Below are 24,829 nucleotides of genomic sequence, written 5' to 3' on the forward strand. Positions count from 1 at the left end.
CTTCATTCTCCGATCGGCGAACCGTCGCTGTCTGGGTTCATACCCTCCACCGGCGGCTTCGCCTTACGAGGCCTGGGCGTCGTGCTCGCGGTCGGTGTGCTCGTATTGGCGCCAAGCCTTGCCGCGAGGGAAAGTGCCCGCGCCTCGGTGAAACGCACGTTGCAGAAGCCGTGGGCGCCCTCCCGGGCATAGGTCCGGCACGTTTGCTCACGGTCGGAGGAGAAAGCCGCCTGTTCGGTGACGATGGTGCGGACGTCCTGCCCGCGGGCGCGCTGGGTCATCACCTTATAGTTATCACGCACAGCCTTGTCGGCGACGCCTCGTCCAGAGTCGAATTCGGCGGAGCGAGGGATTAGGGTCGCTGCTGCAGGACCCCATAGGCCGCCCGGATTGGTGGCGCAATCTGCCGATGCGAAGCTGCAGACACGGCCACCGCCAATCGGTGTCACCAAGACGCTGCCTTCGAGGATTTCGAACCGAAGCGGGCATTCACCGCCGGTGATCTCGTAGCGCGCCACGCCCTGGGGACGTCCCTCGGAGGAAAGAGAGATCGGCGAGCCCCCGGATAGCGGTACCTTGCAGGTCTCGCTCGGCTGCGAAATCTTGGTACCGGGCAAGGTGATCCGCGCGGTGGCCGCATTGCCAGCCTTGTCGATCTTGAGGCTGCCAGTCAGGCCATTGAGCAGGAGTTCCTGGCCAAGGATGTTGTCGTCGCTCGGTGTTTTCAGGACGACGGGGCGCGGGGGCGCAGGGGCCGGCCTTGGAGCTTCAGGGGCTGTTTCTCCTGGTGCGCCCGGCGGCAGCAACGTCCCCGGCTGAGGCGCTCCGGCCGGAGGTACCCCGCGAGGTGGTACTGGAGGCTTAGCCGCCTTGCCGATGCCGAACAGCTCCTCGAAAAAGTTCTGCGCCCCGGCTTCGTTCGCCGGAAGGGCGACGAGAGGCAGGACGAGGAGTGCAGGGAGCAGGTGGAAGGCGCGGGATGGACGCATCAAGTCTTTCATGCCTTTGGAGCTCGCGGCACCGGACTGGTGAACGGTGAATGTGCGTCGGGCTCTCGTTCTTGCATCAACTGTTTCGAAACCCTGATGTCACATCCGGGGCTGATGCTTTCGCCGACAAACTGACTTTTGACCCGCTTTGACGGGCCGGAAGCCCGTCTTCCACGTTCCAGACTAGCATGTGATGGGTGGCGCGGACGTGGCGTCCCTGCAACATTTTTGAGATCCATGCTGCCGAATATCGATCATCCCCCGTGCAAACATCCCGATTCGCGAAGGAGATAGGATCGGCGTGGCAGTTCGGAACGCTTCGCCTTGCGGCTCCGCATCACCCTTCTTATATCCGGCGGGACGCGGGATTAAGACCTGGATTGGCGCGTTTCAGGCGCTCTGGCTGGTTCGAATTCCGCTCTCACAATCTTTCGTTCTTCACCGCCATGGGCCGGGCCGCTTCGGGGCTCGGCGGTCTGCTTGACCAAATGACATGAGAGGGATCCCGCCATGGGTAAAGTAATCGGCATCGATCTGGGCACCACCAATTCCTGCGTGGCCGTCATGGAAGGCACGCAGCCCAAGGTCATCGAAAACGCGGAAGGCGCGCGCACCACGCCGTCGATCGTCGCCTTCCTCGACGACGGCGAGCGTCTCGTCGGCCAACCGGCCAAGCGTCAGGCCGTCACCAATCCGGAACACACGTTCTTCGCCATCAAGCGTCTCGTGGGCCGTACCTACGACGACCCGATGACGCAGAAGGACAAGGGTCTCGTACCTTACAAGATCGTCCGCGGCGACAATGGCGATGCCTGGGTCGAGGCCGACGGCAAGAAGTATTCTCCCTCGCAGATCTCGGCTTTCACGCTTCAGAAGATGAAGGAGACTGCTGAGGCACACCTCGGTCAGCCGGTGACGCAGGCCGTCATCACGGTCCCCGCCTATTTCAACGATGCACAGCGTCAGGCGACCAAGGATGCCGGCAAGATCGCCGGCCTCGAAGTCCTGCGCATCATCAACGAGCCGACAGCGGCCGCCCTGGCCTACGGCCTCGATAAGAAGAAGACCGGCACGATCGCAGTTTATGATCTCGGTGGCGGCACGTTCGATGTGTCGATCCTCGAGATCGGTGACGGTGTGTTCGAGGTGAAGTCCACGAACGGCGATACCTTCCTCGGCGGCGAGGATTTCGATAACCGAGTCGTCGAGTACTTGACCTCCGAGTTCAAAAAGGAGCAGGGGATCGATCTGACGAAGGACAAGCTCGCCCTTCAGCGCCTCAAAGAGGCCGCTGAGAAAGCGAAGATCGAGCTGTCTTCGGCTACTCAGACCGAGATCAACCTGCCTTACATCACGGCCGACGCCACGGGGCCTAAGCACCTCGCTCTGAAGCTCAGCCGCGCCAAGTTCGAGTCCCTGGTCGACGACCTCGTCCAGCGCACGATCGAGCCCTGTCGCAAGGCTCTCAAGGATGCGGGCGTCTCGGCTTCCGAGATCGACGAGGTCGTGCTCGTCGGCGGCATGATCCGCATGCCTAAGATCCAGGAGGTCGTGAAATCCTTCTTCGGCAAGGAGCCCCACAAGGGTGTCAATCCGGATGAGGTCGTGGCCATCGGTGCGGCGGTCCAGGCCGGCGTGCTCCAGGGCGACGTCAAGGATGTGCTGCTTCTCGACGTGACCCCGCTGTCGCTTGGCATCGAGACGCTGGGCGGTGTCTTCACCCGTCTGATTGACCGCAACACCACGATCCCGACGAAGAAGTCGCAGACCTTCTCGACGGCCGAAGACAACCAGAACGCGGTCACCATCCGGGTCTTCCAGGGTGAGCGCGAGATGGCGGCTGACAACAAAATGCTCGGCCAGTTCGATCTGATGGGCATCCCGCCGGCCCCGCGCGGCATGCCGCAGATCGAGGTGACCTTCGACATCGACGCCAACGGCATCGTCAACGTGACGGCCAAGGACAAGGCGACGAACAAGGAGCACCAGATCCGCATTCAGGCTTCGGGTGGTCTGTCGGATGCCGATATCGACCGGATGGTGAAGGACGCCGAGGCCAATGCCGAGGCGGATAAGAAGCGTCGTGAGTTGGTCGAGGTGAAGAACCAGGGCGAAAGCCTGATCCACGCCACCGAGAAGTCGGTGAAGGAGTATGGCGACAAGGTCTCGGCCGACGACAAGGGCGCCATCGAGACCGCTATGACTGCCCTTCGCACGGCCCTCGAGGGTGATGATGCCGAGGTCATCAAGTCCCGCACCACGGATCTGATGCAAGCTTCCATGAAGCTCGGTGAGGCGATGTACGCCGCCAGCCAAACGCCGGAAGGCGGGGCGGATGCCGCTGCCGGTGAGGAGACTAAGAAAGACGATGTCATCGACGCCGACTTCCAGGAAGTCGATGACAAGGACCAGAAGAAGCGGGCATAAGGCGCACGCTGCATGCGGGGCCGGAGTGATCCGGCCCCGCATCACGTCTGGTTACCGACAATGGCGTGATTCCCGTGACGATGGGTGAGATCCGCCGGGGACTTTTGAGGACGGGGAATGTCGAAGCGGGACTACTACGAGATTCTTGGGGTCTCAAAGACCGCGACCGACGGCGAGATGAAGGTCGCCTTCCGCAAGCTGGCAATGACCTATCACCCGGATCGCAATCCGGGGAATGCGGAAGCAGAACTCAAATTCAAGGAAATCAACGAGGCCTACCAGACGCTCACCGATGGGCAGAAGCGCGCGGCCTACGATCGTTTCGGTCACGCTGCCTTCCAGCAGGGGGGAGCGGGTGGCCCCGGATTTGGAAACGAGTTCGGCGACTTCATGTCGGACATTTTCGATAATTTCTTCGGTGATGGTCGAGGGGGGGCAGCGGCCGGCGGCGCGCGAGGCGGTCGCGGTGGCGCGACCCGTGAGCGCGGCGCAGACCTGCGCTACAATCTAGAGATCTCTCTTGAGGATGCGTTCGCCGGCAAGACCGAAACCATCACGATGGCGACGGCGGTAACCTGCGAAGTCTGCTCCGGCAGCGGTGCGAAGGCCGGGTCCAAGCCGAAGCCCTGCCAGACCTGCGGCGGCTACGGCCGCGTGCGGGCTGCCCAAGGGTTCTTTGCCATTGAGCGTACCTGCCCGGCTTGTCACGGGCGCGGAGAGATTATCGATAATCCGTGCGGTAATTGCTCCGGCGCGGGGCGCGTCACACGGGAACGCACGCTGTCCATCAACGTCCCGGCGGGGGTGGATGACGGTCTGCGCATCCGTCTGGCTGGAGAGGGCGAGACGGGACTGCGAGGTGGGCCTGCAGGCGATCTCTACGTCTTTCTGTCGATCAAACCGCATACCTTCTTCCAGCGCGATGGTGCCGATCTTTTCTGTCGCGTCCCGATCTCCATGGTGACAGCCGCCTTGTCGGGCGAAATCACTGTGCCGGTGATCGATGGTTCGCAGACGGAAGTCCGTATCCCCGCGGGGACGCAGACCGCCAAGCAGTTTCGCATAAAGGGTCGTGGCATGCCGGTCCTGCGGTCGCGGGATGTCGGCGATCTTTATATTCAGGTCTTCGTAGAGACCCCGCAGAACTTATCGAAGCGTCAGCGCGAGCTCCTCCAAGAATTTAATAGTACGGCCTCCGAAGAGAACCACCCTGAGAGCGCAGGCTTCTTTTCTAAGGTGCGGGACTTCTTCGACGGTCTCAGCGGGGCAGCCCGCTCGTGACCGGCGTCTTCATCCGCGACGGCGGATCGAAACGGGCTCTTCGCCGTTGTAGCTGTGGCGGTGTTGCATCGCCGCCGCGAGCACGCTCCGCCCTTCCTGATGATACGAGGCTTGTGTCTTGACGGACATCGCTCTTTTGTCGTCTAGCCTTAGCCTCCCACGCGTGATCTGAGGATAGTGGATCTTGTTGCCGCTACGCCGACCCAGCGCCAAAGCCTACGCCGCTACCGGTTCTGTCCGTGAACGGCGGGAGCCGCTGGAGGATGAAGCTCGCTTCCTGCGCTCTTGGTTCGAGAGGCCGCTCGTTACCGGTTCGGTGACGCCGTCGGGCAAGATGCTCGCGCGGATGATGGCATCCTATGTCGATCCTCGTACGCCGGGCCCCGTGATCGAACTCGGACCCGGTACCGGTCCGGTGACCGAGGCACTCATCCGCCGGGGCATCGAGCAGGAACGTCTCGTGCTCGTGGAGTACAATCCGGATTTCTGCAAATTGCTGCAGAAGCGTTTTCCTCGCGCTACGATCCTGCGCGGCGACGCCTACAACATGAAACAGACGATCGGTGAGTTACTCACTTCAAAGGCCGCTGCAACCGTCTCCAGCCTGCCGCTGTTCACCAAACCTCTCGAGCAACGTCTCGATCTTCTCAATGCCGCGCATACGATGATGCATCCGGGTTCGCCCTTCGTGCAGTTCACTTATGCGGTGGTGCCGCCGATCCCCGAACGCTGCGATGCCGGGAGCTATACAGCCAGCCGCTCGAGCCGTGTTTGGCTCAACCTTCCGCCAGCACGGGTCTGGGTTTACCGCCGTCCCTGAGTCATTGCTGCCGAACGTTGGCTGAAGAGCCGGCTCATCCACGGTTCAGCTCATCGCTCCTACGGTCTGGCTACAGCGCCGGGATCGCCCTGGCGTAGCAATCGACGGAGGCTGACATGGCGTTTCGCGCATTCGCACATCGGATGAGAGGTTGGTTTGCCGCTGCGGCCCTCGCCGTCGGCGTTGTTGGCATGTCACCGGGCATCGTTCAGGCAGCACCCCTTTCCCCTTCCGTAGCCTTGGTCGATCCGGCACAGGCCGGTATCGTTCCTGTTCAGTACGGTTGGGGCGGGCACCATCACCATCACCATCGTAGGCACCATGGCTGGGGTGGACATCATCGCCATGGCTGGGGCGGGCACCGTGGGCACGGCTGGGGCGGTCATGGTCATCATGGATGGCGCCCGCGCCATCACGGTTGGGGCCACCATCACCATCACGGGCATCGCCACGGCGGTTACTATCGCTTCTAGTAAAAAAAGCCCCAGCGGGCTCGTCCGCTGGGGCTTCTTCTTGGTTTCCCATAGGACCAATCTATCCCATTCCAGGGCTTAAAGAATTTCGCCTTCGGCATGGGCATCGGTGCCATTCACGACACTCGCGTTCTCTGGCGAGGCCGGCCAGTTCTTGAACTTAAACGGCGCGGGCCGTTCCTCTTTCAACGCCAGCCGTCGTGCTCCTCAAGCGATCCGTTGGGCAATGTCCGGAGGCGGTTGAGGGGCATCGGGTGCGATCCGGTAGGCAGCACGGAGGGCTACTTCAGCGGTATCGGCCTGGGCTTCTGTCCGCGCATGAATGATGCCGAGGAGATCGGCTGTATCTCCCGGGCGGGCGAGTGATGAGAAGCCGACTGCCGGGTCGATATCGTCTTGTGGCCGGGTACGGCCGCCGCCGAGTGAAATGACGGCAAGCCCGAGTTTGCGAGTCTCTACCCGAGCGACTGTACCGGTCGTGGTCATCTTCACCCGGCGGATCACCGGTGCGACGGAGCAATATTGGTCGGTTTTTTCGATGAAATCCGCAGGCCCCCCCAACTCAGCCAGCATCCGTCCGAAGATTTCGAGCGCCCGTCCGGAGTCGCGTGCCTGCTCGACCCTGCGGGATGCGTCGTCGAAATCCTTGGCAAGGCCGCCCAGCATCAGCATCTCGGCACAGAGCGCCACGGTTACGGCATGGAAGGCTGGTTCACAGGAGCGACCGGCGAGGTAATCCACCGCATAGGAGACTTCGAGGGCGTTGCCGGCAGAGGAGGCCAGGGGAGCGTCCATGTTAGTGATAAGCGCGACGGTTTTCAGCCCAGCGCCCTTGGCGACGGTAACGATGCTTTCTGCGAGAGCCTGTGCCTCCTTCGTCCCCGCCATGAACGCTCCGGAGCCCGTCTTCACATCCATCACGAGACCGTCGAGCCCGGCCGCGAGCTTCTTCGACAGGATCGATGCCGTAATCAGGTCGAGGGATTCGACCGTGCCGGTGACGTCACGGATGGCGTAGAGCCGCCGGTCCGCTGGAGCTAGGTCGGCCGTCTGTCCGATGATGGCGCAACCGACGGAGCGGGTGACGCTGCGGAAACGATCGAGGCCGGGTGTCGCGTCGTAGCCGGGAATGCTCGCGAGCTTATCGAGGGTTCCGCCGGTATGGCCCAGGCCGCGGCCGGAGATCATCGGTACGTAACCACCGCAGGCAGCCACCATGGGTGCCAGAGCGAGGCTGACCGTATCGCCGACGCCGCCGGTGGAGTGCTTGTCAAGCACCGGGCCGGGCAAATCCCAATCCAGCACTGAGCCCGAATGAGTCATCGCCCGCGTTAGGGCCACGCGCTCGGCCAGTGACAGGCCACGGAAAAACACGGCCATGGCGAAGGCGGCGGCCTGCCCCTCGGTCACCCGCCCATCGGTGAGACCGGAGATGAAGTCGGCGATCTCGGCATCAGCGAGAATGCGTCCATCCCGCTTGGCCCGGATCAGCTCCTGCGGCAGCATCAAGCGTGGCCTCCGAGGCTCGCAGTCAGCGCGTCATGTAGGCTGCTCGCCCCAATGCGGAAAGTCTGCGGCTCGACCCAGCCCGGCCCCATGATCCGGTCGGCGATGGCGAGATACAGAGCGGCATCGGCCACGGTTCGCAATCCGCCCGAGACCTTAAATCCGACAGGGCGATCGCTGTCCCGGATGGCGGCGAGCATCGCCTCCGCGGCCTCCGGCGTTGCGGAGATGACGCTCTTGCCCGTTGAGGTCTTGAGGAAATCCGCCCCCGCGGCGATGGCGAGGCGGCTTGCCTCGGTGACTTGGCCGAGCCCCGGCATCGCTCCGGATTCGAGGATCACCTTGAGAATGGCGCGCCCTGCAATCTCCCGCACGGCCTCAATCATCCCTGCCGTAGTCCTCGTGTCACCGGCAAGGTACGCCCGATAGGGTAGGACGAGATCGATCTCATGCGCGCCGTCATCCAGCGCTTCGGCAGTATCCTCCACCGCGCGCTCGATATCCGTGCCTCCGGCTGGGAAGTTGATCACCGTGGCGATACGCACCGGAGTCCCGGCCAGCAACTCGACGCAGCGCCCGATATGCTGGGGCCAGACGCAGACAGCGGCAACACGGCTTGCCCGGGCCTTGCCGCAGAGCGTCGCTATGGCCTGATCCGAACAAGAATCGCCGAGATCGGTGAGATCGAGAAGGGGCAGCGCGCGTCGCGCAACGGCGGTTTCGGAATGATGGGGATCGTCGCTCATGCTCTTTCCTACAGCCGTGCGACGAACGCGTCGATGAGACGGGCGAGGTCGAACGCGGCAGCGACGGCCGCGCGCTTGGTCTCGTCGTGGTGCGGATCGCCGTCTCCGATACCGGCGGCAAGGTTCGTAACCACCGAGATGGCCGCGACCCGCAGGCCGAAGAAGCGGGCGAGGATCACCTCCGGAACTGTCGACATGCCCACCAGATCGGCGCCGAGGCGCCCCGCCATACGGATCTCGGCCGGAGTCTCGAAGCTTGGCCCCGAGAACCATGCATAGACTCCGTGATGCAAGGGAATCCCGCATTCCCTTGCCGCTTCGTGGAGGGTTTCGCGCGCCGCCGAATCATAGGCGCCGACAAGGGGGACGAAACGACCATCACCCGTCTCGCCGATCAGCGGATTGAGGCCCGACAAATTGATGTGGTCTGCGACAGCCACAAGGCTGCCCGGGCCCGCCTGCGCCATCAACGATCCAGCCGCATTGGTGAGGAGTAGGAGCGGGACGCCAAGCGCCTTTGCGACCCCCAGAGGCACCTTCATGACGGCGGCGTTGCCGGTTTCGTAGGCGTGGCTCCGTCCTTCGAAAACCAGCACCCGTCGCCCGGAGAGGCGCCCAGCATGGAGGGTGCCGCCGTGACCGGTCACGCCAGGGGAGGGAAAGCCTGGAATCCCCGAATAGGCGAGGGAGATGCTGTCTTCGAGCTTGCCGGCGACCAGCCCGAGGCCCGTGCCGGTGACGATGGCGGCATCGTAGGGCCCGCCGAAACCGTGGCGACGCACCGTGTCCACGGCGAGGGAGATGGCTGTGTCAGACATCGGCGCACGGCTTGGTACGGTGCAGATTGTCCGGCCCGAAAGACTGAGGGAGTAGTGCCTCCAGGGTGAAGCTGTGTCGGATACCCTCTGGGCCGGCGATGTGGATCGGCGTTTCGGGGGTGGCGAACTCCCTGATGCGCTGGCGGCAGGCGCCGCATGGCGTCACCAGAATCGGGCCGTTGCCTGTGATGAGGATAGCGCCGATGGCGCGTCCGCCGGCCGCGATCATCGCGGCGACGGCGCCCGCCTCGGCGCAGGTGCCGACGGGATAGGCCGCGTTCTCTACGTTGCAGCCGGCATGCAGGCGGCCGTGCTCGTCCCTCAGGGCGGCGCCGACGGGAAAGTTCGAATAAGGCGCGTAAGCGCGGGCTTTCGCCGCGCCGGCGGCATCGAACAGAGCAGCGAGATCCGCGTCGATCGTGTCCGCCATCGCATGGGGTCCGGTAGGAGGCTTCGACGGCTGTTAGAACAGGAACGCGACCGGCCTGTCGAGCGCCATCGGACGTCATCAAGCGCCATCGACATGGCGTCGGCGCGATCCTAGAACGCTCCTTCGATGGTCGCAGTTGAGAAGCGGGCGAGACATGCTGGGTCGGTTCGAACGCAAGGCCTCCGGCGAGGCGACGGTGGAGTACGGCGACGGCACCATGCGCGTCGTCAAGCCCGGAAGCTTCGTGCGCTGCGCGGTCACCGGCGAGCCGATCGCCCTCGACAATCTTCGTTACTGGAGTGCCGAGCTCCAGGAGGCCTACATCACGCCCGAAGCGGTAATGAAGCGTCTGGCCGAACTCGGTCGTTCGGCGGGCTGAACGTCTCGACGACGCGGCTCACCTGCGCAAGCAGTAGGCTCTCGTCGACGAACCGAAGGGTCACACCGAGCGCCGTCACCCCCGCGGCGAAATCCGCGGGCAGGCGCACCATGTCCTTCTGCGTCGTTACCAGCATCGCGCCCAAAGCCTGGGCCCAAGCCGCGAGGCCGGCGACATCCGCGGCGCGATAGGGGTGGTGATCCGGGAAGGACCGGGTCTCGACTAGGGTCGCTCCGGCCTCCGTCAGCGTATCGAAGAATTTCCGCGGCCGCCCGATCCCGGCGAAGGCGAGCACGGGCTTTCCCGCAACCGCAGCCGGCACTGTCGGGACCAGCTTGGCCCGATGGACCGGCAAGCCTCGCGACGCCGCCTCCGTCGCGAGGTCCTCGCCCCGGCCGCCATCGCCGATAACGACGAGGCCGTGGACGTGACGCCATTGGCGCGAGAGCGGTGCGCGGAGAGGACCTGCCGGAAAAGCGAGGCCGTTGCCGATTCCGCTGACGGCGTCGACCACGGCGAGGGAAAGGTCCTTGGCGAGGCTCGGATTCTGGAGCCCGTCATCCATCACCACCACGCCGGCACCGAGCGCGCGGCAGAGTTCCACCCCGGCAGGCCGGTCGCGGGCCAGGATCGTTAAAGCGCTGCGGGCTAGCAGGAGCGGCTCGTCGCCGACATCCGCCGATCCATGCCGAGACGGATCGACGGCGATCGGCCCGGTCAGACGTCCGCCGTAGCCGCGGGTCAGGAAGGCGGGCTCCAGGCCGATCTCCCGCAGCATCGCTGCCAAGGCGAGAGCGGTCGGGGTCTTGCCCGCGCCACCGAGGGTGAAGTTGCCGACGCAGATGACGGGGCAGGCCGCCTTGTTGCCGGCGCGCTCCATGCGGGCGGCGACGCGCGATCCGTAGATTTCCCCGAGCGGCGCCAGCAATCGGCCGAGGGGATGGCCGGGCAAGTCCCAGAAAACCGGGGCTCGCATCAGGAGGCGATCAGGGCAGAGAGTTTCATCTGGGCGATGAATGGATCGAGGATCGCCAGGGTGCGTTCCACCGCCCCTTCGAACGGACGCAAGGCGGCGTTTCCGGCATCGGCCATGGCGCGGGACCGTCGGGGGTCGAGGAGGAGTGCGCCGACAGCCGCTGCCAGCTCCCCAGCATCCGCCACCATCAGGGCCCCGCCGGCCTCGTCCAGGGCGTGGTAGACCTGTGCGAAGTTCTGCACGTTCGGCCCATGCAGGATCGCCGCATCGAGACGGGTCGGTTCGATCGGATTCTGGCCGCCGCGCTGCGTCATTGAACCTCCAAGGAAGACCAGCGGCGCGAGGCGATAAAACAGACCCAATTCCCCGAGCGTATCGGCGACATAGACGTCGATGTTGCCGTGGGGGCGACCGCCGCGGGAGCGAAGCGTGCTTCGAAGCCCGAGGGCGGAGGCGCACGCCGCCACGTCTTCGCCGCGCTGGGGATGACGCGGCACCACCACGGTGAGAAGATTCGGCACTCTCTCCTGCAAGGCGGCGTGAGCTTCAGCGATCGTGGCATCCTCGCCGGGATGCGTGCTGGCCGCGACCCAGACCGGACGGTCGCCGATGACGTCGCGCAGATAGGCGAGCTGCTGATCGTCTGCAGGGGGCACGGCCGAATCGTATTTCAGGTTGCCGGCGATGCTCACGCGCGGTGCGCCGAGCCTTTCGAAACGCTCCGCATCGTCCCTGGTCTGCGCGAGGCAGATGGCGATGCGCGAGAGCAGGGCTTCGGCGGTGCGCGGCGAGCGAACCCAGCCCTTGAACGACCGCTCCGACATGCGGCCGTTGACGAGTAGCAGCGGGATGCCGCGCCGGTGCAGGGCGATGACGGTGTTCGGCCAGATCTCCGATTCCGCCACCAGCGCCAGGTCCGGTTGCCAGTGATCGAGGAACCGTTCGATCCAGCGCGGCGCGTCGAGGGGCATGTACTGATGGACCGCGCCCGCCGGCAGGCGCCGCCCGATCAGTTCGGCGGCGCTGCGTGTCCCCGTCGTGACGAGGACGCTGAAGCCCCGGGCGATCATGCCGTCGACCAATCCGACGAGCGAGAGGGCCTCGCCCACACTCGCTCCGTGCATCCAGACCAGGGACCCGATCGGGCGGGCTCGTCCGGCAAGGCCGCGACGCTCAGGCAGGCGCCCGGGATCCTCCTTGCCCTGGCGGGAGCGCCAGGCCAGAAGGCCCGCCACCGCCGGTTCACCGACATAGAGGCCGAAGCGATAAGCCCGTAGAGCGATGGTGAGCGGGGGAGCCTTCACGAAAACGGCCCGAGGGCCAGGGACCCGGCCACCGGATCGACGACCCGGTCCGGGCGGCCGACGAGGGTGTAGGCCCGGTCGTGAACCCGGTTCATCTCGTTCTCCAGGCGCTGACGCAAGCGCTCCAATTCCTCCGGATCGACGTCGCGCGGGACGAGGACCGGTTCACCGAAGACCATGGCACCCCTGCCGAAGGGCAGCCCGAAACAGGCCTTGTCCCAGCTGTTGAAGCGCAGATGCCGGCTCGTGACGACCGCGACGGGAATGACCGGCCGACCGGAGAACCGCGCCAGTGTCAGGATGCCGAGATCGCAGCGGCGCGACACCTTCGGCACGTCGGCGCTGAAGGCGACGCTCTCGCCATCCTTCAGGGCACGGATCATGGCGCGCAGGCCTTCCGCGCCGCCTTTCGCCTTGGCATCACGCACGGCGCGTCCGCGTGCCCCGGAGGCCCGAATGACGCGGACACCCATTCGGGTGAGGGCGATGGTGTTGATGTTGCCATCCGCCGACCGCGAGATGATCGTCGCGATCCTATCTTGCGGGCGGCGCATGAACGAGATCATCGTATGCTGACCGTGCCACATGCCGGCGATGAACGGCGATTTCCCGTCGAGCCAGCGGTGCGGCTCGGCCGGTTCGACCGTGAAGCGGTTCGTCGCGCGCACCAAGCGCAGATAGTGGAAGGCGACGAAGCCGAGGCTTTTCTGAACCGGTGGCGACCGGCCGACGCGTTTGAGAAGGCTCATACACTCGGTTCCGCGGGCCGGACGTTCGGCCCTTCGTCCGGTCGGCCCTCAGGGCGCACGCGCGGCCGGTTGCGTCGTCTGCGCATCCGCCGAACGGCGCTCGCTCGGGAGCATGGCCGGTCCCGCGTGGTCTAGCGCCGTTCGAATTACCGGCGCAACCTCGCCGGGGCGGGCCCGACCTCATCCGTTCGACGGAACGGCCATCATGTAAGGGAGGAAGCACCGTATCGGAGCGCCGGCGTGGTTCTCTATGACGTGCGGGCTTACGCCGTTGCGATCCTGGATTCGAAGGCGCGAGCGACGATTTGCGAGGCTTGACGCGGCAGCCGCCAGTGGCGAAGGCGAGGCCCTCATCCGAAACGGAGACCGATGTTTCGCCTCGCCCATCTCACCGATCCGCATGTCGGCCCTATCGCACGTCCTCGCTTGCGCCAGCTTCTGGGCAAGCGCGCCACCGGCTATGTGAACTGGCGCCGCGGGCGCAGCCGACACCACGACATGGAGATCCTCGCGGCGCTGGTGGCCGACTTGCGGACGCAGCCCCACGATCACATCGCCTGCACCGGCGACCTGTGCAACATCGGTCTGCCGAGTGAGTGGTCGACGGCTAAGGTCTTCCTCGAAGCGCTCGGCGCTCCAGACGATGTGAGCTTCGTTCCGGGCAATCACGACGCCTATGTGCGCGGCTCACTCGAAGGGCTGTTGAAGGCGTGCCGCGCCTGGACCTCCGGTGACGATGGCACCGACGGCATCTTCCCCTATCTCCGGCGCCGTGGACCGCTCGCCCTGATTGGGGTCTCGTCCGCGATTCCCACCAAGCCCTTCGTCGCCAGTGGGCGCCTCGGCCCGTCGCAGATCGAGGCTGTCGAGACCATTCTGAAACGGCTGGGCGCCGAGCCCGAACCACCGTTTCGCGTGGCGATGATCCATCATCCGCCGCAGCCAGGGGGGGCGTCGCCCGGGCGCGAATTGAAGGACGCGGATGCGTTCACGGCGATGATCGCGCGCGCCGGCGCGGACCTGATCCTGCACGGGCACAACCATGTGGGGAGCATCGCCTTCGTCGAAGGCCCCGGTGGTGCCGCCGTCCCGGTGGTCGGAGCGCCTTCGGCCTCGGCGGTGTCGCACGGCGGCACCTTGCACCGCCGCGCGAGCTATCATGTCTATACGGTCAGAAAGGCCGACGACCGCTACGTGATCGAAGCCAAGGAACGCGGGTTGACGGAGGCCGGGGCGATTGCCGACCTCCGGGTGTTGCAGCTGACGCGGAGATGACCGCTCACCCGCCGGCTATGCCGGATCAGGCCGTCAATCCCACCAGGGGGCGCTGGGCCTGGCGGGAGATGCTGGCCTGATACAGCTCTGCCTGAAGCCGCGTCAGGCCGCTCACGAGGGCCGTCGGACCCCGATAGACCGTATAGGTGCCGTCATGGGTCGGTTTGACGTGAATCGTCTGGGACATGGACTGTCTCCCGGCCTCGAGGAATCGGTCGATTCATTCTTTCGGAGTAGGTAGTGTTAATCGGGCGTTCATCCGCCGCAAGTGTGGCAGACGCCTATTCAGTCTACATTCGTCATTGCATCGCACTCCGACCCGAGCGGTGCTCACTCACCTCCGGCACAAGAACACGTTCACGATCAACGACGGACAGCAGATTGGTGCGTCGCACAACGATGCATATTCCGCGTCGGTAGCGCCCTGTGCTCAGGCCGATTTGGGCAGTGGCGAAAACTCTTACGGATCATGAGAGCGACCTGACGGTCCACCCTGCGCTGAGCAAGCTGCCGGGCGGAGGCCTCGTCATATCGATGCGCATGAAGCCGTGAGGGGATCACGTAGGCCGCTGCCGGCAAGGTGCGGTGATGGGCTGTCAGAACACAACTGGAAACGACATCGTCACCACCGTGCCGCGCTCGAACCGCGACGCGATCTCGAACTCGCCCGACCATCCCATGACGATCCCCTTGACGATGGCGAGCCCTAAGCCGGTGCCCTGACCCTCGGTCTTTGTGGTGAAGAAAGGATCGGTCGCACAGGCCGCGACCTCTTCGGACATGCCACACCCGTCGTCGATCACCACGAGCTGAAGGCATGGCACCTCGGCAGGACCCGCGGTGAAGCGCCGGTTGCAACGGTCGACCCGCACCGTGATGCGCGATGCCTCGGCCTGCATGGCGTTCTGGACGAGATTGAGCAGGATCTGGGTGACCTCGCTCTCCGTGGCGAGAACCGGGCTCTCGGTATCCCGAATCGCGACATCGAGAGGCGGACGCAGCATTGGCTGGAGGAACGCGCAGGCATTCTCCACCGCATGGCCCAAGGGTATAGCTTCGGGTACCCTGCGCTCCTGTCTGACATAGGCCAGGATGTTGCGGATGACCCCGACCGCCTGATCGGTGCAGGCGAGGATGGTTTCGAGGTCTGCCCGCTCGGGCGCATTCGCCTCGAAATCCGCGAGCATGATCTCCGTCATGCCATGGACCGGCTGAAGCAGGTTATTCAGTTCGTGCGCCACCGAGCCGACCATCTGGCCGAGGGTCTCGAGGCGCTGACGCTCCCGTTCCGTTCGCTTGCTCTCCTCCTGCCGCTGCCGTTCAAGCAGTTCGAGCTTGCTCCCGAAGGCAATGGCCGCTGCGATGGCCAGGGCGCTCAGACAGGCCGACATCCGGCGGATCATGGCCGGCTCGCTGATGGCGATTCCCATCTCCGACAGGGATAGAGTGGCCCCCTCGTGAAGGCCGACAATGTCTTCGAGCGAGACACCTGTCGCGATGGCCTCGCGGCCAAGCTCCTCGATATCGACGAGAGCGGCCTCCCCCTCGGTCATCACGTAGGAGGCCATCCCGGCGGCATAGCGGTCGAGGAAGGCCTTCACACCACGGCTCCGTCGAAGGCGACGCAGAGGACGGAGCAATCGTCGCTCTCGCATCCGAAGCGTGCGAGCAGGCAATCCGCGAGCCTTTGTGGTTCGTCGCGAAACCGCCAGCAGGTCTCGTCGATATCCACGTGCCGCAGGCCGTCGCTCCATAGAACCAGCACGTCCGCCGGATCGAACGCGAATGTGAGGGGGCGGATCGCTCGGATTCCCGCCCCGACGATGCCTGCGGCCCCGTCGAAGCGCCGCGTTCGAGCGCCGAATATCCCGCCCTGAATGTTGCCGACCCCCGCAACGGTCAATGTCATTGCGGTGAGGTCGATCTGCACGAGGGTGGCAGCTACGCCCCGTGTGCGCACGATCGCCCGATCGGCCCGTTGCATCCGTTCGGCCAGGCCGAGGCCGGAAGAATCCTCCACGGCGGCCATGAAGGATTCGGCGGCGAGCCGCGCGGAGGTGCCATGCCCGAGGCCGTCCGCCACGGCGATGAGCGTCGCGTCATTCTCCCGCCACCAAGCGACGACGTCACCGCAAGCGGTCTCACCCGGGAATGAGCGCAGGGACGAGGCGATCTTCATATGCGGGTCAGGCTGCAGGCGATGCGGGTTCCCTCGCCGGGACGCGTCGTCACCGCGAAGGTGTCGACGAGGCGCCTTGTCCCGGGCAACCCGCATCCCAGGCCTCCGAGGGTCGAGTAGCCATCCTGCATGGCCAGAGCGAGATCGGGTATGCCGGGGCCGTCGTCCTCTGCGGTGAAGCCGATGGTTGGAATACCGTTCACCAGCGCGGCTATCAGGTGGATGACGCCGCCACGGTCGGCATGGAGGACGAGATTGGTCGCGATCTCGGACACCGCCGTGGCGAAGCCATAGGCCTGCACCGTCTTGAAGCCATGTCGGCCGGCTATATGCCGCGCGGCCCGCCGGGCCTCGGCCACGTCGATCTCCGCGATGATTCGGAACGTCATCGTTTCGAGGGGGGCCTCGTCCGGACGTTCGGATCCGATGGGCGTCGTCATGTATGCCGCACCATCTGCGCCCGGATCATGGTTCGTCCCGGCCGCGTCTCCACGACCATGTCGTCCATCAGCCTGAGGACGGCGGACATGCCGAGACCGAGTCCTCCGCCGGTCGAGAAGCCCGGGGTGAGGGCGGCGGTCACGTTGTCGATGCCGGGTCCCCGATCCTCGATTTCCAGCACGATGGTGCGGGTCAGGGCCGCCACCTGTGTGGTGATGCGGCATTGGCCACCGCCGGCGTATCGGAGGGCGTTGCGGGCCAGTTCGGAGATCACCGTGGCGAGGCGGGTCTGATCGACGGTGCCGAGCCCTATGTTCCGGGCTGCGTCCCGCCCGGCCTGACGCGCGATCAGGATGTCTTCCTGTCCGTGAATCTCCACGACCGATACCAGGGTCGCCGACGTCTCGTCGGGAAATTCAGACCTCGGGTGGTTCGTCACGGTGACCTCCGCGGGTGGCCATCGCCCTCTGAACCTTCGCGACGCCGCCTTCGAGGTCGAACGCCGTTTCCATCTGGATCAGGTTCTGGCCCATCTCCACCAGAGTCAGCGCCACGGCGGGGCGCATGCCGGCGAGTACCGCGACACCGCCCATGATGCCGACCATCTTGGCGGTCTCCGACAGCACCCGCGCCATGTACGAATCCACTACGTCGACGGCGGTGATGTCGATGACGAGCCCATCCGCACGGTCGTCGCGGAGCAGGGCCAGCGCATCGATCTGTAGATCCATGACCTGCTGGTCCGTCAGGTCGGCGGGCAGGGAGGTCAGCAGGACGCGCCCGAGCTTCAGGATCGGGACGCGCATTAGAACCCCGCCTTGCTGGGCGGTGCCTGGCCATCGGCGGAGAGCAGGCGGAAAGCTTCGCCGAGGCCGGCCCGCAAGGTGCCCCGGGTGATCATGCTCGTGAGGTTCACATCGAGCTTCACCAGGGTCTGCGCCGCATCCGGGCTGATGCCCGTGACGATGACCTTGGCGCCCAGAAGGCGTGCCGCCTCCACGGTCTTTGTGAGATGGAGGGCGACGCGGCTGTCGATCACCGGCACTCCCGTCACGTCGAGGATGGCGATGTGGGCTTCCTCCCGCGTCAACGCTTCGAGCAGCCATTCCATGATCTGTCGCGCCCGCTGCGTATCGACGATGCCCACGAGCGGCATCAGCACGATTTGGCGCCAGATCGGCAGGGCCGGTGTCGCAAGGTCGAGAAGCGCACGGCTCTGGCGCTCGATCAGCCGCTCGCGGGTCTCGACGAAGGCCGAGAAGGTCACGAGGGCAACTCTGTCCACCGTGGCATCCAAGTGCGCGAGAGTCTCGAGGAGTTCGGACGAAAGACCGCCGGCTTCGCGCTGGATGACCGCGCTGACGACGGGTTTGAGCGACATGACGAGGGTCGCGGTCTGGGCGGGGGTGTAGCCGTCCCGAGCCCGCGCCGAGCTGATGATGGTGGCCTGTGAGGCGACCTCGCGGAAGCTGTCCTCGGTTCCTTCAATGCCGCTGAGGAAGAACGCCGTCAGCGCGTCGAGAAAGGCGGCGAGCTCGATCCGCAGAACGCGGGGTGAAGCACTCGGTGTCACGCCGGCACCGCGATCGTCGCGTAAACGCTCGATCCATGAATCGATCACCGCATCGCGGTGCTCCGACAGGATACGTCCGAGACTGTGCATCAATTCACTCCCTTCAGACGGGCGGCGAGCAGTTCCGTCACGCAGTTCAAGAGCTCTTGCATGCCCACGGGCTTCATCAGCACGCGGTCGGCTCCGGCCCGGATCGCCTCTTCGGTAGAGAAGAGCTGGGGCATCCGTGGCGCCCCGCCCGTGATCGCCACCAGGGGAAGCGGCCGGGTGCGCGATTTCACGTGCTGGATCAGCGTCAATCCATCCTGTCCCGGCATCCAGAGATCGGTCACGATCAGGTCGAATGAACCCGATCCCAGCGCCTGTTCCGCTTCGCCCACGGAACCGCATTCGGTCACCAAATGACCGCCGCGTTCGAGGAATTTGCGGATGGTCCGCCTGACGACAGGGATGTCGTCCACCACCAGGACGGTTGCCATGCGCGCGTGATCACTTTCTGCTTGTAGACGGTACCAGCGGAGCCAAGAGACCGGACGTTAATGTAGGTTACCATTATCCCGCTCTAGGCGCAGCACGGTGACCCATGGTTTGTGGCTCAGGCCCCATGCGTTTCATATGCAGGGAGCCTAGAAAAGCTCGATCTCGTCGCCGCCTCCGACAACGAGTTTGCGCGGTGGAGATGGGCCATCGGCGTTCGCCACAGCGGCGAACTGATCGAGATCGGGCAACTCGCCCGTGGACTGGGCGGCGTTGCCCAACGCATCGAGATTGTGGCGTGCCGCCGCGAAGATCGTCTCGAGATGTTCGAGACGCTGGCGCGTGACATCCTGGAACTGAATCGAAGCCATAAGCTCGACCACCGGCTGAGCGATGCGTGCGCTTTCGTCCTGAACCTTCACCAGTGTGTCGCGCTGATGCGAGATCAGTCGCTCCATGTTCTCGGTCAGGTCCGATATCGCCGTCGAGATCTTCCCGAGTTCCACACGCTCACCCGCGATGCGGTGACTGACGAGGGTCGTCAGGTTTTCCCGAATCGAGCCACGCAGCGTCATCAAACCCTCGTTGATGCGGGTCGCCGCCTGATCGGAGGCTTGCGACAGCTGCTTGACCTCGGAGGCGACAACGCCGAAGCCGGCCCCGAACTCTCCAGCGCGCGCCGCCTCGATAGCGGCGTTGAGAGCGAGGAGATTCGTCCGCCTTGCTATGTCGCGGATACCGCCGACCAGGCCGCTCAGTTGATCCGTCGCGGTTTCCACGTCCTCGAGCCGCACGCGGCACTCCTCGATGTCCCGGTCACGGCTTTCGAGAAAGGCCGCGATCAGGTTCCGGTTCGTCACGAGTTGCCGGTCGGTCTCCTCCACGATCTCGATCACGCGGGTGTTGGACCCGGACGAATCGAGGAAGCTCAGAAGGTCCGACATGGCGATGTCGACCGCTCGCAGGCTCATCATGATGTTATAGGCCGCCGCTTCGGTCTCGGATGTCACCGAAGCGGTGTCACGCGAGGCCCGCGCGAAGAGCTGATCGTAGACGCCGAAATGCTGCGTCAAGGCATGGTTGAATGGCGGAGGCTCGGTGCCAGACGGCCTGTCCGGCTCCTCCTCACCCGCCTTCGTCTCAGTCTGCTCATGGACGTCGTCGTCCGCGGCAGGGGCGGAAGCAGGATCGTCGGTTCGACGGCGGGACAGACGTGTCGCAGTGGAAGCCAGCCACGTCGTCGCGAACCCTGCCGCCGCGATGGCGAGGAGGGCCGGCGTGAGACCGAGCGTGGGCAATCCGGCCGCGCCGACTGCGAGGGCCGAAAATCCGGCCGCGAGCGGTGCGATCCGCTCCGGCGGTGGAAGGATGGCTTCCCGCCTCATGATTCAGGCGCCCGGCACGAGCTGGCGAATGACCTTGATGAGCGCGGTCGCATCGACTGGTTTCACAATCCAACCGGTGGCTCCGGCCGATTTAGCCTCGTTCCGTTTGTCCTGCTGCGACTCCGTCGTCAGCATCAGGATCGGCGTGAATTGAAGGCCAGGAAGCTTACGTACACGGCGGATCAGCTCGATCCCGTCCATCGCGCCCATATTGAGATCGGTGATGACGAGAGAAGGCTTGGTTCCGGTCTTTAAAGTCTCGAGGGCCTGCTCACCGTTCGCTGCTTTGACAACTCCGAGTCCAGCTTTGGTCAGGATTCCCTCGATGCTCATGAGCATCGTAGGGGAATCATCGACGATCATGATGGTCGCTGCCATGAATGCTCCTTAGACAAATAATAGAAGTCAAGTTCAGTCGCAATTTTCTGGAAACCACTCAATAGGTGGCAAATCATTGATTAGTGGTTTCATTGTTCCAGATCCATCTTCTTTTCCCCAGCGCATTTCAGGATAAACGGGTATCAAAAGCCTGATCGGGGTTGAGTTCAGACCAGAGTCCCCCCAGTTCATCCGCCAACGCGCGATAATCGGCCGCACCACGACTGCGCGGGGCGTAATCGTGGATTGGCCGCCGAGCAGCGAAGGCCTCCGCGAGCTGAATGTCGGATCGGATCCCGCTGCGGAGGCGGTTGAAGCCGAACTCCGTGCCAACATCCTGCAGGGTATCCCGGTGATGGCTCGTGCGCGGATTCAGCATCACGGGAAGCAGGCCCGCCAGCGTCAGCCCCGCATTCACCGTCGTGGCGATCCGGAAGAACAGCCGCGTCAGTTGCCGCACGCCTTCGGCTGACAAGGCATGGGGGATCATTGGGATCAGGACGCTATCGGCGGCCGCCAGGGCATTGACCAGGACCATGTCGAGAGAGGGCGGCGTATCGAGGATGACGAGATCGAACCGCTCGGCGATGGCGGGGGACCGTAAGTTACGTCGCAGAGCCGAGACACTTCGGTCGGCTACGCCCGTCCCGTCGAAGAGCGGGTCAGCGGGCGCCACCGCGACATTGGCCGATACGCTCGGCCGGATGGCCTCCTCGAGCGAGAAGCCCGTCTTGGAGAAGATGTGATGCGCCGTCGGCTCGTCCCGACCCGCCACCACGCCGAATCCGAGCCCGGCATGCCCCTGTGTGTCGAGATCGACGAGCAAGATGCGATGGCCGCGTGCCCCCCACTCCGCCGCGAGGTTGACAGCCGTCGTGGTCTTGCCGCTGCCTCCCTTCCGGTTGGAGATGGCGAGAATGGCGGTCACCTGTCGGCTCCGATCCCGCTGAGGAACGGCATGATTGCCTGGGCGAGCATGGGATCCGAGGGCGGCGCGATGCTGGCCGGCCGTGCGGCCGCCAGCACCTGAAGCAGCGCCGTGTGCAGGCCGGCGCATTGCGTCAGCACGACCTTGGGCACCTTGACCCGGCCGAAGAAGGCCTGGAGGTCGAGGGCTTCCTCCACTGAGCAATGACCTTCGAAATGCACGGTCGTGCGAGCAATTCTCAGCGGCATCAGATCAATTCCTTGAGGTCCAGGATGAGCAGGACGCGGCCGTCTCCCAGGAGCGCGGTCCCCGAATAGCCCCGCATGCCCGCCAGGGCGCCCTGGAGGGGCTTGAGGATCACGTCCATTCCCTCGCGGAAATCGTCGATGACGAGGCCCACATGACGGCCGTCGATCTGGCAGACGAGGACCGCCTCCTCGGCTTCCTCGTCGCTGCTCCGCTGGCGCGCCGGCACGCCCAGCAGGGTCGACATCCGCATCAAAGGGATGACGATGTCGCGCAGGACGAAGGCTTCGGCGCGCTTGATCCGCTGGATCCGGCTTTCCGGCACCCGGACCGTCTCGGCGATCATGTCCATGGGCACCCCGTAGACGCCATCCGCGGCCTCCACGACCATCACCCGCGTCACCGCCATGCTGAGCGGCAGTGTGAGTCGGGTGGTGGTGCCTTCGCCCAGGCGCGATGTCACGGAAACACGGCCGCCGAGCTTCTCGACCGTGGTCAGCAACACGTCCATGCCGACGCCGCGACCGGACAGGTCAGAGATCTCTTGCGCCGTGGAGAAGCCCGGCCTGTAGATCAGGTTGATCGCCTCCTGATCGGACAGCCGGCCGGCCTCCTCGGCATTGATGACACCCTTCTCGATCGCCGCGGCGCGGATCCGGGCCGGATCGATACCGCGCCCGTCATCCTGCACCTCGATGACCACGCCATCGGCTTCTTGGCGGGCCCGCAGACGCAGGCTCGCCGTGCGTGCCTTGCCGGCGGCCTCGCGTATCTCGGGCTGCTCGATGCCGTGATCGAGGGAGTTGCGGACGATATGCAGCAGCGGGTCGCCGAGCGCTTCGATGATCGTCTTGTCGGCCGCCGTGTCTTCCCCTTCCACGGACAGGCCGATCTGCTTGCCGAGCTTGCGGGCGAGATCGCGAACCAGACGTGGGAATCGATCGAAGATGTCCGAGACCGGAAGCATCTGGACCTGCATGATCGCGCCCTGCATTTCCTGCGCGAGGCGGTCGATGACAGCGTATTGCTCCTTGATCTCCCGCGACATGTCACGGGAGCCGTAGGTTTCCTCCGCCCGTTTGGCCAGGAAGGGCAGGCTGTTCTTCGAGACTACGAGCTCGCCGATCAGATTCATCAGCAGATCGACTTTGGCTTGCTCGACCTTGAGGGTCTTCTGCGGCGCGCGCACCTCCGGAGCTGCATTCCGTGCGGCTCCGTCCGGCCCCGGCCCCGGCACCGGCGCGGTACTCTTTGGGAGGTCGGCAGCCTTCGGCAGGTCGGTTGCCGAGGTAATCGAGGTGAGTGGATCCGAGGGAGGGAGGGTATCCGGCGTCCCACCGCTTTCGAGCACGTCCAGGAAGATTAGGAGCGGAAGGGTCGAGCGGCTCTCATGCGTATCCACGATCGCCTGCTGGAACGCATCACGTTGCGCGTCCAGGCCGAGGCCGACAAGCAGGTTGCCGACGACCGCCGCGACGGAGGCCAGCCGAATCTCGTCATACCCGTCCTTGCCGAGGGCTTGCCGTTGGCCGGCAAGAATGCTGCGTGCCACCGCGCCGTTGGGGCCGTCCAATAGCGTGGTCGGAGCCCCCGACGCAGTAGCGGATACGGTGGAATTCCCTACGCCGCCGAAACGCCCGGTTCCGGCCGCGTGGATCAGGGCGCGGACGAGGTCGTGGTCCGGAGCGGTGGCGGAGATTGCGTCTTCGAGCCAGGATAGGGCGTCGTTGCGCCATAGACCCGGCCCGGTGAAGCTCCGAAGCGTCGCCGCGCTGGCACGGATGGCCGCGAGATCGCCCGCGGCGTGCTGGGCCGAGGCGGCCTCGTAAAAATCGTCCCAGACCGGCCCGTCGCTCGGCTCGCCGGCAATCTGGACGAGGTCACGGGCAGAGACCGGGCTGAACGAAACCTGATCCAGCTCGTAGCGTATCGCCTGCTCCACCTCGGTCCGGGGGGCGTCAGTGAGGATGTGGAAGCGCAGGTTGCAATGGTAGGGGTCGAGATCAGCTACCGGTCCCCAGGGGGCCACCGCCTCGATGGTGAAGGCCATGGCCTCGGGAACCTGGAGAGCGGCCTGAAGCGGGTCGGTGCCCGCATAGAAGCAGCCGGGGTCGGGCTCGTAGCACAAGGCTAGAACGGTCGCGCCTCGACAGGCACGACGGAATCCCTCCCGAAGGGATTCCACGGGCAGGCGATGCAGCCAGATCGGCGGCGCTTCGGCCGGCAGCGTTGCGTCAGCTGTCGTGGCGGTTTCCGGCGAATCCTTGGAGGCGACCCGAGCGCGCAGGCCCGATGCCATCCGGCTGGCTACGCCATCGGCATCGGCGGGAAGCTCGGCGTCGCCTTCGAGCCGGTCGACCCAGAGGCTGACTTGGTCCAGGCTGTCGAGCAGCATGTCGACAAGGCTCGAATCGAGAACGATTTCCTGCGCCCGAACCGCACCGAGCAGATCCTCGGCGGCGTGGACGAGACGGGTCAGCGCGGTCGCGTCGAACAGCCCCGACGACCCTTTCAGGGTATGGACGGCCCGAAACACTTCATTGATCGCAGGTCCGTCCTGCGGGTTCTTCTCGAGCCGCAGCAGGCCGCCGGCGGAGGCCTGCAACAGTTCCCGCGCTTCCGGAATGAAGCGCTGCAGCAAGGGGTTGTTACGGCTCGGGTTGCTCATGCCGCTGCACCGGTGAGAAGGCGGGCGGTCTGGACCAGAGCGACGGGATCGGCGGGCTTCACGAGGTAGAGGTTGGCGCCTGCATCATAGGCTCTGGCGGCATCCTGGTCACCGGCTTCGGTACTGATCGCCACCACGGGAATCGCCCGTAGTGCCGGCTCGTTCCGAAGGCGAGACAGCAACTCGTAGCCGTCCATCTTCGGCATGTTGATGTCGACGATCAGCATGTCGAAACGGCCGAGAAGCGCCCGCTCCAATCCCTCGAATCCATTCGCCGCCTCCTCGACGACGAAGCCCGCCCGGCTGAGCACGTCGCGGTAGAACATGCGCATCGTCGCGCCGTCCTCGACCACGAGGATCTGTTTCTGTTCGGCGCTCATC

28 protein-coding genes are annotated in these 24,829 nt (G+C 65.0%); 5 read left to right on the forward strand and 23 right to left on the reverse strand.

The window, feature by feature from the left end; all coding sequences use genetic code 11:
- Positions 1-2 precede the first annotated feature (2 nt).
- A complete protein-coding gene (locus ACYQOP_RS11490; protein WP_207413280.1) occupies positions 3-989 on the reverse strand; it encodes a hypothetical protein in 987 nt (328 codons plus the stop codon).
- 510 nt (positions 990-1,499) lie between these two features.
- Between ACYQOP_RS11490 and dnaK the strand changes: the two genes are divergently transcribed.
- From dnaK to ACYQOP_RS11505, 3 genes are all read left to right on the forward strand, one after another.
- A complete protein-coding gene (dnaK, locus tag ACYQOP_RS11495) occupies positions 1,500-3,416 on the forward strand; it encodes a molecular chaperone DnaK (RefSeq protein WP_056429641.1) in 1,917 nt (638 codons plus the stop codon).
- 117 nt (positions 3,417-3,533) lie between these two features.
- Positions 3,534-4,697: a molecular chaperone DnaJ gene (gene dnaJ, locus ACYQOP_RS11500; protein ID WP_056429639.1), complete on the forward strand. Its 1,164-nt coding sequence runs from the start codon at positions 3,534-3,536 to the stop codon at positions 4,695-4,697.
- A gap of 184 nt (positions 4,698-4,881) precedes the next feature.
- Positions 4,882-5,517 carry a class I SAM-dependent methyltransferase gene (locus tag ACYQOP_RS11505; RefSeq protein WP_056429636.1) on the forward strand — a complete coding sequence of 212 codons (636 nt, stop codon included), beginning with the start codon at positions 4,882-4,884 and terminating at the stop codon, positions 5,515-5,517.
- Between the two features lie 194 nt (positions 5,518-5,711).
- Here the strand turns inward: ACYQOP_RS11505 and ACYQOP_RS11510 are convergent, their stop codons facing one another.
- From ACYQOP_RS11510 to ACYQOP_RS11530, 5 genes are all read right to left on the reverse strand, one after another.
- On the reverse strand, positions 5,712-5,903 hold the full coding sequence (locus ACYQOP_RS11510) for a hypothetical protein (protein WP_461222438.1): 192 nt from the start codon (positions 5,901-5,903) through the stop codon (positions 5,712-5,714).
- 294 nt (positions 5,904-6,197) lie between these two features.
- Positions 6,198-7,499, reverse strand: coding sequence for a thymidine phosphorylase (gene deoA, locus ACYQOP_RS11515; RefSeq protein WP_461222439.1), 1,302 nt, complete (start codon positions 7,497-7,499; stop codon positions 6,198-6,200).
- On the reverse strand, positions 7,496-8,242 hold the full coding sequence (gene deoC / locus ACYQOP_RS11520; RefSeq protein WP_461222440.1) for a deoxyribose-phosphate aldolase: 747 nt from the start codon (positions 8,240-8,242) through the stop codon (positions 7,496-7,498). The genes deoA and deoC overlap by 4 nt, the downstream gene beginning before the upstream one ends.
- A gap of 8 nt (positions 8,243-8,250) precedes the next feature.
- Complete coding sequence (locus ACYQOP_RS11525) at positions 8,251-9,060, reverse strand: purine-nucleoside phosphorylase (RefSeq protein WP_461222441.1); 810 nt, start codon at positions 9,058-9,060, stop codon at positions 8,251-8,253.
- Positions 9,053-9,490 carry a cytidine deaminase gene (locus tag ACYQOP_RS11530; RefSeq protein WP_461222442.1) on the reverse strand — a complete coding sequence of 146 codons (438 nt, stop codon included), beginning with the start codon at positions 9,488-9,490 and terminating at the stop codon, positions 9,053-9,055. The genes ACYQOP_RS11525 and ACYQOP_RS11530 overlap by 8 nt, the downstream gene beginning before the upstream one ends.
- Positions 9,491-9,644: 154 nt before the next feature.
- Between ACYQOP_RS11530 and ACYQOP_RS11535 the strand changes: the two genes are divergently transcribed.
- A complete protein-coding gene (locus ACYQOP_RS11535; protein ID WP_056429621.1) occupies positions 9,645-9,869 on the forward strand; it encodes a DUF2093 domain-containing protein in 225 nt (74 codons plus the stop codon).
- Here the strand turns inward: ACYQOP_RS11535 and lpxK are convergent.
- From lpxK to ACYQOP_RS11550, 3 genes are read right to left on the reverse strand one after another with little or no spacing between them, the layout of a single operon-like run.
- Entirely contained in the window at positions 9,814-10,845 is a 1,032-nt protein-coding gene (lpxK, locus tag ACYQOP_RS11540) for a tetraacyldisaccharide 4'-kinase (protein WP_461222443.1), read from the reverse strand. The two genes, ACYQOP_RS11535 and lpxK, sit on opposite strands and share 56 nt — an antisense overlap.
- Positions 10,845-12,149 (reverse strand): 3-deoxy-D-manno-octulosonic acid transferase, encoded by a 1,305-nt coding sequence (locus ACYQOP_RS11545; RefSeq protein ID WP_461222444.1) that lies wholly within the window; start codon positions 12,147-12,149, stop codon positions 10,845-10,847. The genes lpxK and ACYQOP_RS11545 overlap by 1 nt, the downstream gene beginning before the upstream one ends.
- On the reverse strand, positions 12,146-12,898 hold the full coding sequence (locus ACYQOP_RS11550) for a lysophospholipid acyltransferase family protein (RefSeq protein ID WP_461222445.1): 753 nt from the start codon (positions 12,896-12,898) through the stop codon (positions 12,146-12,148). The genes ACYQOP_RS11545 and ACYQOP_RS11550 overlap by 4 nt, the downstream gene beginning before the upstream one ends.
- Positions 12,899-13,267: 369 nt before the next feature.
- Here ACYQOP_RS11550 and ACYQOP_RS11555 point away from each other — a divergent pair, with 369 nt between their 5' ends.
- Entirely contained in the window at positions 13,268-14,173 is a 906-nt protein-coding gene (locus ACYQOP_RS11555; RefSeq protein ID WP_207413265.1) for a metallophosphoesterase family protein, read from the forward strand.
- Between the two features lie 25 nt (positions 14,174-14,198).
- Here the strand turns inward: ACYQOP_RS11555 and ACYQOP_RS11560 are convergent, their stop codons facing one another.
- The 14 genes from ACYQOP_RS11560 to ACYQOP_RS11625 all read right to left on the reverse strand — a co-directional run bounded on the left by ACYQOP_RS11560 (position 14,199) and on the right by ACYQOP_RS11625 (position 24,828).
- Positions 14,199-14,360 carry a hypothetical protein gene (locus ACYQOP_RS11560; protein WP_200919205.1) on the reverse strand — a complete coding sequence of 54 codons (162 nt, stop codon included), beginning with the start codon at positions 14,358-14,360 and terminating at the stop codon, positions 14,199-14,201.
- 409 nt (positions 14,361-14,769) lie between these two features.
- Positions 14,770-15,774, reverse strand: a complete 1,005-nt coding sequence (locus ACYQOP_RS11565; RefSeq protein WP_207413263.1) for an ATP-binding protein — start codon at positions 15,772-15,774, stop codon at positions 14,770-14,772.
- Positions 15,771-16,352 carry a SpoIIE family protein phosphatase gene (locus tag ACYQOP_RS11570; protein WP_207413261.1) on the reverse strand — a complete coding sequence of 194 codons (582 nt, stop codon included), beginning with the start codon at positions 16,350-16,352 and terminating at the stop codon, positions 15,771-15,773. Before ACYQOP_RS11570 ends, ACYQOP_RS11565 begins: the two co-directional genes overlap by 4 nt.
- The gene (locus ACYQOP_RS11575; RefSeq protein WP_461222446.1) at positions 16,349-16,792 is read right to left on the reverse strand and encodes an ATP-binding protein; all 444 of its coding nucleotides are present in this window, start codon (positions 16,790-16,792) and stop codon (positions 16,349-16,351) included. Before ACYQOP_RS11575 ends, ACYQOP_RS11570 begins: the two co-directional genes overlap by 4 nt.
- The gene (locus ACYQOP_RS11580; RefSeq protein WP_461222447.1) at positions 16,789-17,232 is read right to left on the reverse strand and encodes an anti-sigma regulatory factor; all 444 of its coding nucleotides are present in this window, start codon (positions 17,230-17,232) and stop codon (positions 16,789-16,791) included. The genes ACYQOP_RS11575 and ACYQOP_RS11580 overlap by 4 nt, the downstream gene beginning before the upstream one ends.
- On the reverse strand, positions 17,210-17,599 hold the full coding sequence (locus tag ACYQOP_RS11585; protein WP_056424960.1) for an STAS domain-containing protein: 390 nt from the start codon (positions 17,597-17,599) through the stop codon (positions 17,210-17,212). The genes ACYQOP_RS11580 and ACYQOP_RS11585 overlap by 23 nt, the downstream gene beginning before the upstream one ends.
- Complete coding sequence (locus ACYQOP_RS11590; protein ID WP_461222448.1) at positions 17,599-18,456, reverse strand: STAS domain-containing protein; 858 nt, start codon at positions 18,454-18,456, stop codon at positions 17,599-17,601. The genes ACYQOP_RS11585 and ACYQOP_RS11590 overlap by 1 nt, the downstream gene beginning before the upstream one ends.
- On the reverse strand, positions 18,456-18,845 hold the full coding sequence (locus ACYQOP_RS11595) for a response regulator (protein ID WP_056424954.1): 390 nt from the start codon (positions 18,843-18,845) through the stop codon (positions 18,456-18,458). Before ACYQOP_RS11595 ends, ACYQOP_RS11590 begins: the two co-directional genes overlap by 1 nt.
- Before the next feature lie 147 nt (positions 18,846-18,992).
- Positions 18,993-20,228 carry a methyl-accepting chemotaxis protein gene (locus ACYQOP_RS11600; RefSeq protein WP_461222449.1) on the reverse strand — a complete coding sequence of 412 codons (1,236 nt, stop codon included), beginning with the start codon at positions 20,226-20,228 and terminating at the stop codon, positions 18,993-18,995.
- A gap of 3 nt (positions 20,229-20,231) precedes the next feature.
- Positions 20,232-20,606, reverse strand: coding sequence for a response regulator (locus tag ACYQOP_RS11605; RefSeq protein WP_056424947.1), 375 nt, complete (start codon positions 20,604-20,606; stop codon positions 20,232-20,234).
- Between the two features lie 127 nt (positions 20,607-20,733).
- Positions 20,734-21,534 (reverse strand): ParA family protein, encoded by an 801-nt coding sequence (locus ACYQOP_RS11610; protein WP_461222450.1) that lies wholly within the window; start codon positions 21,532-21,534, stop codon positions 20,734-20,736.
- Positions 21,531-21,782 carry a hypothetical protein gene (locus ACYQOP_RS11615; RefSeq protein WP_461222451.1) on the reverse strand — a complete coding sequence of 84 codons (252 nt, stop codon included), beginning with the start codon at positions 21,780-21,782 and terminating at the stop codon, positions 21,531-21,533. The genes ACYQOP_RS11610 and ACYQOP_RS11615 overlap by 4 nt, the downstream gene beginning before the upstream one ends.
- The gene (locus tag ACYQOP_RS11620; protein WP_461222452.1) at positions 21,782-24,448 is read right to left on the reverse strand and encodes a chemotaxis protein CheA; all 2,667 of its coding nucleotides are present in this window, start codon (positions 24,446-24,448) and stop codon (positions 21,782-21,784) included. The genes ACYQOP_RS11615 and ACYQOP_RS11620 overlap by 1 nt, the downstream gene beginning before the upstream one ends.
- Positions 24,445-24,828 (reverse strand): response regulator, encoded by a 384-nt coding sequence (locus tag ACYQOP_RS11625; protein WP_311274943.1) that lies wholly within the window; start codon positions 24,826-24,828, stop codon positions 24,445-24,447. The genes ACYQOP_RS11620 and ACYQOP_RS11625 overlap by 4 nt, the downstream gene beginning before the upstream one ends.
- Position 24,829 lies beyond the last annotated feature (1 nt).

It is taken from the genome of Methylobacterium sp. CM6247 (assembly GCF_054817925.1).

What these genes read in the sequence shown, in the direction of transcription:
- ACYQOP_RS11490 (WP_207413280.1), bottom strand. Translation starts at nt 989, where the DNA reads ATGCGTCCATCCCGCGCCTTCCACCTGCTCCCTGCACTCCTCGTCCTG.
- dnaK (WP_056429641.1), top strand. Translation starts at nt 1,500, where the DNA reads ATGGGTAAAGTAATCGGCATCGATCTGGGCACCACCAATTCCTGCGTG.
- dnaJ (WP_056429639.1), top strand. Translation starts at nt 3,534, where the DNA reads ATGTCGAAGCGGGACTACTACGAGATTCTTGGGGTCTCAAAGACCGCG.
- ACYQOP_RS11510 (WP_461222438.1), bottom strand. Translation starts at nt 5,903, where the DNA reads ATGACCGCCCCAGCCGTGCCCACGGTGCCCGCCCCAGCCATGGCGATG.
- deoC (WP_461222440.1), bottom strand. Translation starts at nt 8,242, where the DNA reads ATGAGCGACGATCCCCATCATTCCGAAACCGCCGTTGCGCGACGCGCG.
- ACYQOP_RS11525 (WP_461222441.1), bottom strand. Translation starts at nt 9,060, where the DNA reads ATGTCTGACACAGCCATCTCCCTCGCCGTGGACACGGTGCGTCGCCAC.
- ACYQOP_RS11530 (WP_461222442.1), bottom strand. Translation starts at nt 9,490, where the DNA reads ATGGCGGACACGATCGACGCGGATCTCGCTGCTCTGTTCGATGCCGCC.
- ACYQOP_RS11535 (WP_056429621.1), top strand. Translation starts at nt 9,645, where the DNA reads ATGCTGGGTCGGTTCGAACGCAAGGCCTCCGGCGAGGCGACGGTGGAG.
- lpxK (WP_461222443.1), bottom strand. Translation starts at nt 10,845, where the DNA reads ATGCGAGCCCCGGTTTTCTGGGACTTGCCCGGCCATCCCCTCGGCCGA.
- ACYQOP_RS11550 (WP_461222445.1), bottom strand. Translation starts at nt 12,898, where the DNA reads ATGAGCCTTCTCAAACGCGTCGGCCGGTCGCCACCGGTTCAGAAAAGC.
- ACYQOP_RS11555 (WP_207413265.1), top strand. Translation starts at nt 13,268, where the DNA reads ATGTTTCGCCTCGCCCATCTCACCGATCCGCATGTCGGCCCTATCGCA.
- ACYQOP_RS11560 (WP_200919205.1), bottom strand. Translation starts at nt 14,360, where the DNA reads ATGTCCCAGACGATTCACGTCAAACCGACCCATGACGGCACCTATACG.
- ACYQOP_RS11570 (WP_207413261.1), bottom strand. Translation starts at nt 16,352, where the DNA reads ATGAAGATCGCCTCGTCCCTGCGCTCATTCCCGGGTGAGACCGCTTGC.
- ACYQOP_RS11575 (WP_461222446.1), bottom strand. Translation starts at nt 16,792, where the DNA reads ATGACGACGCCCATCGGATCCGAACGTCCGGACGAGGCCCCCCTCGAA.
- ACYQOP_RS11585 (WP_056424960.1), bottom strand. Translation starts at nt 17,599, where the DNA reads ATGCGCGTCCCGATCCTGAAGCTCGGGCGCGTCCTGCTGACCTCCCTG.
- ACYQOP_RS11590 (WP_461222448.1), bottom strand. Translation starts at nt 18,456, where the DNA reads ATGCACAGTCTCGGACGTATCCTGTCGGAGCACCGCGATGCGGTGATC.
- ACYQOP_RS11595 (WP_056424954.1), bottom strand. Translation starts at nt 18,845, where the DNA reads ATGGCAACCGTCCTGGTGGTGGACGACATCCCTGTCGTCAGGCGGACC.
- ACYQOP_RS11600 (WP_461222449.1), bottom strand. Translation starts at nt 20,228, where the DNA reads ATGAGGCGGGAAGCCATCCTTCCACCGCCGGAGCGGATCGCACCGCTC.
- ACYQOP_RS11605 (WP_056424947.1), bottom strand. Translation starts at nt 20,606, where the DNA reads ATGGCAGCGACCATCATGATCGTCGATGATTCCCCTACGATGCTCATG.
- ACYQOP_RS11615 (WP_461222451.1), bottom strand. Translation starts at nt 21,782, where the DNA reads ATGCCGCTGAGAATTGCTCGCACGACCGTGCATTTCGAAGGTCATTGC.
- ACYQOP_RS11620 (WP_461222452.1), bottom strand. Translation starts at nt 24,448, where the DNA reads ATGAGCAACCCGAGCCGTAACAACCCCTTGCTGCAGCGCTTCATTCCG.
- ACYQOP_RS11625 (WP_311274943.1), bottom strand. Translation starts at nt 24,828, where the DNA reads ATGAGCGCCGAACAGAAACAGATCCTCGTGGTCGAGGACGGCGCGACG.